At 71.3% G+C, this 12,846-nt stretch carries 7 protein-coding genes; 4 read left to right on the forward strand and 3 right to left on the reverse strand.

All coding sequences use genetic code 11. The annotated features are described in order from the left end of the window. Positions 1-7: 7 nt before the first annotated feature. Positions 8-895 (reverse strand): SDR family NAD(P)-dependent oxidoreductase, encoded by an 888-nt coding sequence (locus VV01_RS17455; protein WP_050672001.1) that lies wholly within the window; start codon positions 893-895, stop codon positions 8-10. Positions 896-954: 59 nt separating this feature from the next. On the opposite strand from VV01_RS17455, the gene VV01_RS17460 reads away from it, so the two are divergent. From VV01_RS17460 to VV01_RS17475, 4 genes are all read left to right on the forward strand, one after another. Continuing rightward, the gene (locus tag VV01_RS17460; protein WP_050672002.1) at positions 955-1,671 is read left to right on the forward strand and encodes a hypothetical protein; all 717 of its coding nucleotides are present in this window, start codon (positions 955-957) and stop codon (positions 1,669-1,671) included. A 72-nt stretch (positions 1,672-1,743) separates the two neighbouring features. Continuing rightward, positions 1,744-2,982, forward strand: a complete 1,239-nt coding sequence (locus tag VV01_RS17465) for an aminotransferase family protein (RefSeq protein ID WP_197275089.1) — start codon at positions 1,744-1,746, stop codon at positions 2,980-2,982. A gap of 158 nt (positions 2,983-3,140) precedes the next feature. Next, positions 3,141-5,309: an acyltransferase family protein gene (locus VV01_RS17470; protein ID WP_050671011.1), complete on the forward strand. Its 2,169-nt coding sequence runs from the start codon at positions 3,141-3,143 to the stop codon at positions 5,307-5,309. Next, entirely contained in the window at positions 5,302-7,659 is a 2,358-nt protein-coding gene (locus VV01_RS17475; RefSeq protein ID WP_082221069.1) for an acyltransferase family protein, read from the forward strand. Before VV01_RS17470 ends, VV01_RS17475 begins: the two co-directional genes overlap by 8 nt. A 92-nt stretch (positions 7,660-7,751) precedes the next feature. On the opposite strand, the gene VV01_RS17480 is transcribed toward VV01_RS17475, so the two are convergent. Together VV01_RS17480 and VV01_RS17485 are read right to left on the reverse strand one after the other, a co-directional pair. After that, positions 7,752-8,963: an IS30 family transposase gene (locus VV01_RS17480; protein ID WP_071606428.1), complete on the reverse strand. Its 1,212-nt coding sequence runs from the start codon at positions 8,961-8,963 to the stop codon at positions 7,752-7,754. Positions 8,964-9,409: 446 nt separating this feature from the next. After that, a complete protein-coding gene (locus VV01_RS17485; RefSeq protein WP_050671013.1) occupies positions 9,410-12,751 on the reverse strand; it encodes a DEAD/DEAH box helicase in 3,342 nt (1,113 codons plus the stop codon). Positions 12,752-12,846: the final 95 nt, after the last annotated feature.

The following is a 12,846-nucleotide window of genomic DNA, read 5'->3' on the forward strand; positions in this document are numbered from 1 at the left end:
CGTGAGCTCAGCGCTTCCTGCGGGCGGCCACGTTCTTCTGCAGCTCGGCGATCTTCTCGAGCTGGTTGGGCTTGCTGCTGCGGACGTCGGCGCCTGCCTGCTTCATCATCCGGTCGTACACCGCGTGGCTGAATCGCTTGCCGTTGTAGGCGGCGATCCCGTCGTTGTCGGTGAGGATGATGAACTTGCGGCGCCGCATCCCGTCGTACGCCCTGGCCGCGACCTGGTCGGCCGACCGCGGCGCCTTGGTGATGAGCTTGACCGCGGTCTCCTCCATCTCGACGTCCTTGCCGGCGAGCGACTCGGCGAGGTTGGTGCGGAAGAACGACGGGCAGATCACCGACACGTCGATGTGCCACGGCGACAGCTCGTAGCGCAACGTCTCGGACAGGGCCACCACACCGGCCTTGACCACGTTGTACGCCGACATCGACGGGGCGTGAACCAGCCCGGCCAGCGACGCGGTCGAGACGATGTGACCGGATCCCTGCTCCTTGAGCATCGGCACGAACGCCCGGATGCCCTTGACCACGCCCATCAGGTTGATCTCGATGATGCGGTCCCAGTCGTCGAGCGAGGTGACGTCGATGCGCCCGCCGACCGCGATGCCGGCGTTGTTGACGAGCAGGTCGAGCCCGCCCCAGCTCGCCTCGACCCAGTTGCGCAGCTCGTCCCAGCCTTCCTCGTCGCGCACGTCGAGCTGTCGGTAGAGCACACCCTCGGGCAGCGCACCCTCGGGCGCCTGCTCGTGCACGTCGACGACGAGCACCGTCGCACCGTCGGCGACGAGCTGCTTGACCAGGGCCTGCCCGAGGCCGGAGGCGCCGCCGGTGACCAGGGCGCGCTTGCCGGCGTACGACTGCGGCTGCTTGCGGGAGAGCGGGTTGCGAGGCATGTGATCCACGCTACCTACTCGTGCGTAGCCTCGCGCCCCCTACGCTGCCGCTCATGCCGATGAGCGCCGCTCCTGCCCAGGACGACTACGACCGGTTGCAGGCCGAAGCGGTGCGCGCGACCGTCGTACGGCTCCAGCACCGCATCACGGCCCGGTTCCCCGAGCGCAACCTGCGCAACGTCGCCGGTGAGCTGGTCGAGGTCGTCGACCGGGTCGCGGCGGGCTCGGAGCATGCGCGGCGGCGCATCGACCTCGTACGCCGGCTGTCCCGCATCGGCGTCACGCTCGTCGTGATCGTGACGATCGCCGCGCTGTTCCTCACGTTGCGCGGCACCATCGACCAGAGCCCGCAGCGCTCGTGGGAGTGGCTGCCGCTCATCGAGAGCACGCTCAACGACATCGTGTTCGCGGCGGCGGCGATCTTCTTCATCTACGCCGCACCGAGTCGGGTCGAGCGCGGTGCGGTGCTCGAGCAGCTGCACCGGCTGCGCTCGCTCGCGCACGTCATCGACATGCACCAGCTGGTCAAGGACCCCGACCGCATCCGCGACGACTACGACCCGACCGGCGAGTCGGTCGACCTGCGGATGACCCGCACCGAGCTCGGTCACTACCTCGACTACTGCTCGGAGATGCTGAGCCTGGTCGCCAAGACCGCCGCCCTGTGCGCCGAGGACACCACCGACAGCGTCGTGCTCGACACCGTCCGGTCGATCGAGCAGCTCACCACGGGCATGTCGGGAAAGATCTGGCAGAAGATCTCGCTGCTGAGGTGAGACGCGCTGCGCGGTCGGTGAGCGGTCGGCGTACGGTCTCGGTGGCAGCTGATCGGACGCAGGGAGGTTGACGTGGGCGCACTCTGGCACCCGTTCTCGGACATGGGCGCGGTCGAGAAGGGCGGTGACTTCGTCATCACGCGCGGCGAGGGCGTGCACGTGTACGACGACGCCGGTCGCCGCTACCTCGACGCGACGGCGGGCCTGTGGTTCGCCAACGTCGGGCACGGACGCACCGAGCTCGCCGATGCCGCGGCCGAGCAGATGCGGCAGGTGGCGGCGTACAGCACGTTCGGCGACTACGCGACGCAACCGACCATCGACCTCGCCGAGCGGCTCGCGGGCATCGCCCCGGTGCCGGGCTCGAAGGTGTTCTTCACCTCAGGCGGCTCCGACTCGGTCGAGACCGCCGCCAAGCTGGCCCGCCGCTACTGGGTCGAGCAGGGTGAGCCGCAGCGCCGACACATCATCGGGCGCACGTCGGCCTATCACGGCATGCACTACGCCGGCACCGCGCTCGGCGGCATCCCCGGCAACGTCGACGGCTACGGCGAGCTCGTCGCCGACGCCGCGCACGTCACCTGGGACGACCCCGAGCACCTGCGTACGACGATCGAGCGGCTGGGCGCCGACAACGTCGCCGCGTTCTTCTGCGAGCCCGTGATCGGTGCGGGCGGCGTCTACCCGCCGCCGTCGGACTACCTCACCGAGGTCCGCAAGATCTGCACCGAGAACGACGTGCTGTTCGTCGCCGACGAGGTCATCACCGGCTACGGCCGCATCGGCGGCGCGTGGTTCGCCTCGACCAAGTTCGGGCTGGAGCCCGACATGGTCACCTCCGCCAAGGGCCTCACGTCGGGTTACGCCCCGATGGGTGCCGTGCTCATCGCACCCAAGGTGGCGGCGCCGTTCTTCGAGCCGGACGCCGGGCGCTGGTTCCGGCACGGCTACACCTACTCCGGGCACGCGGCATCCGCTGCGGTCGCCCTGGCCAACCTCGACCTGATCGAGCGCGAGGGCCTGCTCGACGAGGCCGCCCGGCTCGAGACGACGATCGCCTCGACGCTGTCGCCGCTGGCCGAGCACGAGCTGGTCAAAGAGGTGCGCTGCGGCACCGGTGCGCTTGCCGCCGTACAGCTGAACGACGCCTCGAAGGCGCCCGCGCTCGCTGCCGGTCTGCGGGCTGTCGGCGTCGCGACCCGCGCGGTCGGCGCCGGTGCGGTGCAGGTGTCGCCGGCGTTCGTGATGACCGACGAGCAGGTCGGCGAGCTCGCAGCCGGCCTGACGAAGGCGCTCGACACCCTCGCCTGATCCGCGGCGTTCGCGTCGCCCTGCCAGGCACCTGCGTCTCCTGAGTCTGACCGACTTGCAAGCGAGTCAGACTCAGGAGACGCAGTTGCCTCACAAGGGACGCAGTTGCCTGCACGGGGGCGTCGCTGCGTCGCGCATCGGCTAGCGTCGCGGGCGGGATGAGCGCGCTGACCACCCGGGCGTCGTACCGGCGCCGGGACACCGAGACCGGTGATCGTGCGTACCGGCCGGACATCGAGGGCCTGCGCGCGGTCGCGGTCGTCCTCGTGCTGCTCGCCCACGCGGGGGTGCCTGGCCTCGACGGCGGGTTCATCGGCGTCGACGTGTTCTTCGTGATCTCGGGCTTCCTGATCACCGGGCTGCTGGTGCGCGAGGTCTCGGCCACGGGCCGGGTCTCGCTGCTGGCGTTCTGGGCACGCCGGGCCAAGCGGCTCCTGCCTGCCGCCGCGACCGTGCTGGCCGTGACGATGCTCGCGACCTGGGCGTTCCTGCCGACCCTGCGCTGGAACGAGGCGGGCGGCGACATCGTGGCCGCCGCCGCGTACGTCCTCAACTGGCACCTGGCCGACCGCTCCGTCGACTACCTCGCCGAGGACTCCGCCCCGTCCGTCGTGCAGCACTACTGGTCGCTGTCGGTCGAGGAGCAGTTCTACGTCCTGTGGCCGCTGCTCGTGATCGTGGCGGTGTGGGTGGCGGCGCGGTTCGGTCTCGCCGTACGCCGCGCGCTCACCGTCGCGCTCGCCCTCGTCGTGGTGCCGTCCCTGGTCTGGTCGGTGTGGCTGACGTCGACATCGGCGGCGGAGGCGTACTTCGTCACCCCGACCCGCCTGTGGGAGCTCGGGATCGGCGGTCTGGTCGCGCTCGCGCCCGGCCTGTGGCGCTCGCTGCCTGGACGTGCGGCTCGCGCGCTCGCCTGGAGCGGGCTGGTCGCGGTCGTCGCCGGGGCGTTCGTCATCGACACCTCGGTCGCGTGGCCGGGGTACGCCGCGCTCGTCCCGACCCTCGGCGCGGCGGCGGTGATCGCGGGTGGCGCGCACGGCGTCGGTGCGGGTGCGCTGCTCGCACAGCCGCTGATGCAACGGATCGGGCGGCTGTCGTACTCGCTCTACCTGTGGCACTGGCCCGTGCTCGTCGTCGCCGACCACCTGTGGGGCCCGCTCGCCTGGTGGCAGGGGCTGTTCGCGGTCACGGCGTCGGCATTGCCCGCGTGGCTGACGTTCGTGCTGCTGGAGGACCCGGTACGCCGGTCGGCGAGGCTCTCCCGCCGCCCCTCGTTCGCGCTCGGTGTGGGTGCGGTCTGCACCGCGGCCAGCCTGGTGGCCGGCTTCGGGTTGCAGGGCCTGGCATCGGCGCAGGTCAGGGACGTACAGCCGGGCGATGCTCAGGGCGCGGCCGCGATGGGGCCTGCGTCACCGACCTCGGTCGGGCCGACCTCGCCCGGGCCGACCTTGCCGGGCCGGCCGACGCCGCGGCCTACTGTCACTGCCGATCCGGCCGCCGCGGGCCCTGATGTGAACGCGCTCGACCTGCGCCCCGAGTCGATCTCGCCCGACCCGCTCAAGGCAACCGCCGACGTGCCGGCGATCTCTGCGCGCGGCTGCCAGGTGCCGCTGCTCGGCACAGCCGTCACACGGTGTAACCTCGGCGCCCCGCAGGGCCGGCTCAAGGTCGCCCTCGTCGGTGACTCGAAAGCCGCACAGTGGGCCGATGCGCTCGATCCTGTTGCGAGACAACGAGGTTGGCAGCTGCAGACCTACCTCAAGGCCAGCTGCCCGTGGGCCGACGCAGGCATCACGTCCGGCACGCCGGGCGCTCAGCAGGCCTGCCGCACGTGGTCGCGCTCGCTGCTGAAGACGCTCACCGGTCCGGCCCGACCCGACGTGGTGATCGTCTCGGGAGTCAAGAACGACGCCGCGCCGACCGGCCGGCGTACCGCCACCGAGACGCTCGTCGCGGGATACTCGGCGTACTGGAAATCCTTGACCGCCAAGGGGGTTCGCGTCGTCGTGCTGAAGGACACGCCGTCCCCTGGGCTCAACGTCTACGGGTGCGTGGCTGATCACCGCGACGACGTCCGCCGCTGCGACTACCCGCGCAACGACGGCTCGGGTACGCCGGCGCTCACCCGGGCGGCCGCGCGCGTGCCCGGCACCCGGGTCGTCACGATGAACGACTGGATCTGCCCCGTCGCGTCGTGCCCGCCCGTCATCGGCAACGTGCTCGTCTACCGCCAGGGCTCGCACGTGACCCGCACCTACATCCGCACGCTGGTCCGGCCGCTCGGCGCTCGGATCGGTCCCGCGGTCGAGGCGGCGGCGCATGGCTGAGCAGACCCGCACCGACGAGGCCGCGACGGAGTCGTCCGCGCGCTACGTCCGCCCCCATCGCCGTCGTACCCGCGGCAGCACCCCTGGACAAACCCCGTCTGGCCGGCAGTCCATGCAGGGCCGGACAGACGGTTTTCGTGCAGACGTCGAAGGCCTGCGGGCCGTCGCCGTCGTGCTCGTGATGCTCGCCCACGCCGGTGTACCCGGGCTCGGCGGCGGGTTCATCGGGGTCGACGTGTTCTTCGTGATCTCCGGCTTCCTGATCACCGGTCTCCTCGTGCGCGAGATGCGTGAGACCCGGCGAATCTCGTTGGTGCGCTTCTGGGCTCGGCGCGCCAAGCGGTTGCTGCCGGCGTCGATCACGGTGCTGGTCGCGACGCTCGTGCTCACCGTCCTGCTCGTGCCGAGCCCCCGGTGGTCGTCGATCGGCGGCGACGTGATCGCGGCCGCGCTCTACGTCGTCAACTGGCGGTTCGCCGAGCAGTCGGTGTCCTATCTCAACGCCGACGCTGCCGCGGCCTCGCCGGTGCAGCACTACTGGTCGCTCGCGGTCGAGGAGCAGTTCTACCTCGTCTGGCCGCTGCTGATCCTGCTGTGCGCCGAGGCCGCCCGACAGCTGAGCGTGCGGCTGCGGTCGACGCTCGTGGTCGGGCTGCTGCTGGTGGTCGTGCCGTCGTTCGTGTGGTCGATGATCGACACCGCGAGCTCGCCCGAGCCGGCGTACTTCGTCACCACGACGCGCCTGTGGGAGCTCGGTGCCGGCGCCCTCGTCGCGCTGTACGCCCCGCTGTGGCAGCGGTCGACGCGCGGCGCGGCGACGATGCTCGCGTGGGGTGGGTTCGCGTGCCTGCTGCTCGCCGCGCTCACGGTGAGCACCGACACGGCGTGGCCCGGCTACCAGGCGCTCCTGCCGGTCGCGGCCACCGCTGCGGTGATCGTCGGCGGGTTCCGCGCGCGCTCGTCGGGGCCGCTGCGCGTGCTGGGACTGCCGTTCATGCAACGCACCGGAGCGCTGTCGTACGGCCTCTACCTGTGGCACTGGCCCCTCCTCGCCGTCGCGACCGCACGCTGGGGCGAGCTGTCCTGGCCGGTCGGCCTGCTCGTCGTGGCCGCGTCCGCGCTGCCCGCGTGGGCGACGTACACACTCGTCGAGAACCCCGTACGCCGCGCCGCGCTGCTCTCGCGGGTGCCGCGCCTGGCGCTGGCGGTCGGTGCCGCGTGCACGGCGGTCGGCGTCGTCGCGGGCCTGTCGCTCGGCGCGCTCGCGCGAGCCCAGATCGACCACGCGCCCGCCTCGGACGTGCAGGGTGCTGCGGCCGCGGCGGAGCAGCTGCCCGAGCCGGCGGCGGCCTTGGCGGGTGGGTCGTCGCACGCATCGGGTTCGGCGGGCGCCGGACCGCGATCGCGGCCAGGTTCGCGTGGGGCCGGTACGCCGTCGACCCCGTCCGCAGCTTCGTCGCCGAGCGCGCGGCCGTCGCCGGCTGCCAAGCCGAAGCCGGTCTCACCGTGGGCGGGTTCGGGTCCCGCGATCAAACCGGCCCTGCTCAAGCCCGCTCCCCCGAACCTGTTCGACCTGACCCCGACCTCGATCTCGCCCGACCCGATCAAGGCGGCCGACGACACCCCCAAGCGCACCTGCATCATCGGCGTGTCCGACACCGCGGTCGAACGCTGCGACCTCGGCGACCGGTCGGGTCGGATGCACCTGGCGGTGGTGGGCGACTCCAAGGCCGACCAGTGGATCGACCAGCTCGACACGATCGCGCGCCAGCACCACTGGCGGCTCGACGTCTACACCAAGGCGGGCTGCGTGCTCAGCTCGTCGGCGGTGCAGCGCGGACAGCAGCCGTACCGGGAGTGCAGCACGTGGCGTACGCAGGTGCTGCGCCAGATCACCGGCGCCCAGAAGCCGGACGCCGTGCTCGTCTCGGGCCAGGAGAGTCGGGCGTACGCCCACGGGCGCGCGACCGACGCACAGATGGTGACGGCGTACGTCGGGCAGTGGAAAGCCCTGCAGGCAAAGGGGATTCGCGTGGTTGCCCTGACGGACGTGCCGACGGTGACCTCATCGTTGATCGACTGTGTCTCGGGCCACCGCTCGTCGCCGAACTCCTCCTGCACGTTCCGCAAGAACAACGGCCTGGGTACGCAGTCGCTCACCTCGGCAGCGCGCGCCACGCACGTGCCGCTCATCACGCTCAACGACTGGGTCTGCCCGACGGCGAACGGGCGCTGCCCGTCGGTGATCGGCAACGTGCTGGTCTACCGGTCGGGCAGCCACGTCACGGCGACCTACGCGTCGACGCTCACCGAGGTGCTACGCGCTCGCCTGGTGACCGCCCTCGGCTGAGCCTGCTCGCGCCTGGCCGCCCTCCGTGTGACCCACCGTGGCGACCGGAGACCGGCAGAAGTTGATGACGAGCACAGGCGGTCTCAAGCGGTTTACGCAACGTTTTGCTGGTTGAGGAGCTTGTTGAGCTTCTCGGCTGGGGTGGCCCAGCCGAGGGTCTTGCGGGGGCGGCCGTTGAGCTCTGCTGCGACGTTGTCCAGGATCCCGGGGCCGTGCAGGGACAGGTCGGTGCTCTTGGGGAAGTACTGGCGTAGCAGGCCGTTGGTGTTCTCGTTGCTGCCGCGTTGCCAGGGTGAGCGCGGGTCACAGAAGTAGACCGGGATGCCGGTGGCGAGGCTGAAGCTGGCGTGCCGGGCCATCTCGCTGCCCTGGTCCCAGGTCAGTGACCGGCGTAGGTGTTCGGGCAGGGTCATGATCTTGGCGGTCATGGCTTGCTCGACCTGCTCGGCGGTGTGCCCGTTGGGCAGGTGCAGCAGCATCACGAACCGGGTCGATCGCTCGACCAGGGTCCCGATCGCTGACTGGTTGCCGGCGCCGATGATCAGGTCGCCTTCCCAGTGGCCGGGCACGGCCCGGTCATCGGCCTCGGCAGGACGTTCGCTGATGTTGACCATCCCGACGATCTTCGCGTGCTTGCCGGCCCGAGCCGCGCCGCGCGGGATCCGCCGGGCCCGCCCGGACCGCAACGCGTCACCGACCTGCGCGCGCAGGCTGCCACGCCCTTGGACGTACAGCGCCTGGTAGATCGTCTCGTGCGACACCCGCATCTCCGGATCGTCAGGGAAGTCCGTGCGCAGCCGGTGAGCGATCTGCTCAGGGCTATGCCGCTGTTTCAGCCCCGAGACTACTTCGGCCCACAACCGGCTCCCCGGGCTCAGCTTCAACGGCCGACCCGCGTGCCGGGCCGCGCCGGCGGCCCGCGCGTTGTCCTGCGCCAGGCGCTGCGCCCGCGCGGCCTGATAACCGACCGGGTCCTTCGGATCGACCCCGGCCCGGACCAGCTCCCGGGTGATCGTCGAGGGCGCCCGCCCCAGCTGCGCCGCGATCGCCCGCAACGACGGACGCGGCTGCTGTGAGAGCAACCACTGCAGCTGTGCTCGATCTTCCAGGCTCAGGCGCCCACCGGACTCACTCACCCTCGGAGGAATACCACCGGACTGGGCCAACCACACATACCCCGACTGATCGGACACGCCCGCCGCGGCCGCCGCGGCCGCGACCGACTCACCACCGGCCAACGCCTCCCAGAACAGCCGACGCCGCTCCCACGGCACCGGCGGCCTCCCACGACGAGGACGAGACATGCTGCAACACCTGACCTTTCATCACAGGCGTTGCGCGAACCACCTGAGCCCGCCACATGTATGGATGTGCCGCTCGCCAACTTTTGCCGGTGTACGAGGCCGCTCCCGCCGCGGGCGGCTTCACCCTGTGAGGGAAGGTGCGCACCAGCTCACGCTTCCTCACATCGAGCAGCCACACCCGCCGGCGCGCACCAGCTCACGCTTCCTCAAAGGGGCCGACGAGCGGACAAGCAACGCTTTGAGGAAGGGTGCGCACCAGCTCTCGCTTCCTCACATCGAGCAACCACACCCGCCGGCCACCCTTTGAGGAAGTGTGCGCACCAGCTCACGCTTCCTCACATCGAGCGGACGGACGTACGCGCTCGCCCGCCACGAGCTGTTCGCGTCTGACGTGTGGTGCGGTCGAGCGCACGGCACGTCAGCCCGGCCGGGACGGCGCCCAGCGGCTAGTCGAGGAGGGCGCGGATGTCGTCGGCGGTGATGCGGCCGCTGAGCGCACCGCCCTCGTCGACGACGCGGTCGAACAGCTCGCGCTTCTTGTCCTGCAGCGCGACGACCTTCTCCTCGATGGTGCCGCTGGAGACCATCCGGTAGACCATGACCGGCTTGTCCTGACCGATGCGATGCGTGCGGTCGATGGCCTGCGCCTCGGCGGCGGGGTTCCACCACGGGTCGAGCACGAACACGTAGTCGGCCTCGGTGAGGGTGAGCCCGGTGCCGCCGGCCTTGAGCGAGATGAGGAACGCGGCGGCGTCCCCGCCCTTGAACTCCTCGATCGCAGCCGTACGCGCCGCAGCCGACATCGTGCCGTCGAGGTAGGTCGTGCTCAGACCGGCCTTCTCGAGCGCGGCCTCGACGATGCGCAGGTATCCGGTGAACTGGCTGAACACCAGCGCCCGGTGACCTTCCTGGCTGACCTCGCGCAGCTGGTCGATGAGCGCGGTGACCTTGGCGGAGGTGGCGGCGCCGGCGTACTCGTCGTCGACCAGCGCCGGGTCGAGCGCGAGCCGGCGCAACCGGGTGAGCGAGGCGAGGATCGCGACGCGGTTGGCGTCGGGGTCGTCGAGCAGGCCGAGGATGCGCTGCCGCTCGCGGGTGAGGTGCTGGTCGTAGATGCGGCCGTGCACCGGGTGTGGCGGGACGGGTAGCACCTGCACCTGCTTCTCGGGCAGGTCGGCGGCGACGGCGCCCTTGGTACGCCGCAGCATCAACGGGCGGATACGCCGCCGCAGCCGGTCGAGCAGCTCGGGCTCGGAGCCGGACTCGATGGGACGGCGGTACTGCTCGCTGAACACGTCGGGCTGCGGGTAGAGGCCCGGAGCGGCGAGCGACAGCAGCGACCACAGGTCCATCAGCGAGTTCTCGAGCGGCGTGCCGGAGATCGCGAGCGTGAACGGTGCGCCGACGCGCCGGGCTGCTTGGTAGGTCTTGGACTGGTGGTTCTTGACCATCTGCGCCTCGTCGAGCACGAGCCCGCGCCACCGCACACCGTGGAACGCGTCGGCGTCGAGCCGGAGCACGGCGTACGAGGTGACGACGACGTCGTGGGCCGCGGCCACCTCGGCGAGGGAGACCGCCCGCTTCTTGGACGTCTCGGTGACCATGGCGACGCGCAGGTCGGGCGCGAACGTCGCCGCCTCACTCGCCCAGGCGCCCACGACCGACGTCGGCGCCACGACGAGCACCGGGCCGTGCTCGCCACCGATCTCACCGGCCTCGTGGGCGCGCGCGAGCAGGGCGAGCGTCTGGACGGTCTTGCCGAGGCCCATGTCGTCGGCGAGCACCCCGCCGAGGCCGGCGTCCCACAGCGTCGACAGCCAGGCGAACCCGTCCTCCTGGTAGGGGCGCAGCGTGGCGGCGAACCCGCTCGGCATCTCGGGCGTGACGATCTTGTCGAGCTGGCGCAGCCGGTCGACGCTGCTCTCCCACGCGCCGGCCTGCTCACCGATGACGCCGAGCGCGACCAGCTCTTCCCAGAGGCCGACCTGAAAACGGTTGAGCTGCAACGAGGTCGACGTCGGGTCGGCCAGGTCGCGGGCCTCGCCGATCAGGTCGCGCAGGCGCAGCAGGGCCGGGTGGTCGAGGCGGAACCAGGTGCCGGACTCGAGCACCAGGTGCTGCTCGCCCCGGTGCAGCGCCTGGAACAGCGGCTCGAACGGGACCTTCTCCTGGTCGATGGTCACCGTGATGCCGAGGTCGAACCAGTCGGCCGAGCCGGTGTCGGTGGTGCTGAGCTGGATGAGCGGGTCGGCGGTGGCCTGCTCATAGGTCGGCAGCTCGTCGACGACCTCGACCACGACGTCGTCGTCGGCACGCAGGTCGTCGAGCGCGTCGAGCAGGCGCACGGCGTCCATGCGGTCGAAGGTGGCGCGCGCGACCGGCCAGTGCCCGATGGCGCCGACCATCTCGAGCAGCTGCAGGTCACCGAGCCGGGCGTCGAGCCGCTCGACCAGCTCACGCTCGGCCGTACGCCGACGCCCGCGCACCGCCGAGCTCAGGCTCACCCCGACGCGGTGGTCGGCGCCGTAGAGGAAGGTCTGCTCGACGTCGACCCGGCCACCACCGGCCGAGCCCACCCGCAGGTGCAGCCGGACACGATCACGGTCGCCGGCGCTGAGGCCCTCCCCGCTGGCGCGGACGACGGCTCGCTCGCGCAGGCGTGGGAGGTACATGGACGTGAACTCGTCGGCGTCGGCTGCGGGCACGTGGAGCGGCTGCTGGTCGAGCAGCTCGGCCGTGATCGCGTCGGGTCGCTCGGTGAGCGGGACGAGCGTGAGCCGGGAGCCGTCGAGGACGGCGGCGCCGTGAACGGGCGCGCCGAGCAGATGACGCACCGCAGCGGTCTCGCCGTCGCGCACGACGTGCAGCCGCGCTCTGGCCGACGCCGGCGCGGAGACGCCGGTGAGCAGCTCGTGGTCGAGCACGGCCTCGACCGTGAGCCCACCGTCGTCATCGCGGGTGACCTGGAGGCCGGGCTCGGCGGCCACCTCGGCGAGCACGATCGTGTCGTGGTCGCTGCTGGGCGCAGGCACGAGCTCGATCCCTGCGTCGACCGCACGCTGCAGCAGCCGCCAGATCTTGGGCGACAGGTCGTGCAGCGAGACCTTGGGGCCGCCCGGAGCCATCCGCCACACCTTGTCGGCCTCGACCAGGGAGTAGATCTCGCGGACGACCTGCAGCTGTGCTGGCTCGGTGGTGCGATCGGTGTGCCGGTAGACGAAGTCGCCCCACGACGCGGACTTCGACCAGCGCCCCGTGCGGGTCTGGCGGGTCGGGCTGATCTCGACGTGCACGCGCGGGCTGGAGTCGAGCACCGAGGTGGCCCGGCGGCGTACGGCGACGAAGAGGCCGAGCGGCGTGCGCTGCGCCGCGGCGGGCTCGGGGTCGTCACGCACGAGGCTCGCGAACGCCGACCGCCACGCGGCGGGCGCCTCGACCTCGACACCGTCGTCGGCCGCGGTGAGGACCTCGCGCGCGGTGAGCAGGGCCGCGACGACGTGCTTGCACGACACCTGGACCGGGCAGCTGCAGCGGCCCGACCACTCGGGCTCACCCTCGACGTCGTGGCCGGTGGTGGTGATCATCGCGGAGTACGGCTGAGGCCGACTGCCGGAGACGACCGCGAGCAGCATCCGGCCCTGGTCGCCCGTGGTGATCGAGGTGACCCGCTCGGCGTCGACGTAACCGAGCCCACGCTCGAGCGCGAAGTCGCCGCAGATGCGCGCGACTCCGGCGTCGGTGACGCGGCGCACCCACCCGGCGGCCGCGACGTCGTACCCCTCATTCACCCGACCGACGGTAGACCGCCTCACCGACAGGCCGTGGGAGGTGTCCGGAGTGTGTGGACAACGGCCGTTCACGGCCAGGGGATGTGGACGATACT

It is taken from the genome of Luteipulveratus halotolerans (assembly GCF_001247745.1).
In the GTDB taxonomy this organism is placed as follows: Bacteria; Actinomycetota; Actinomycetes; order Actinomycetales; family Dermatophilaceae; genus Luteipulveratus; species Luteipulveratus halotolerans.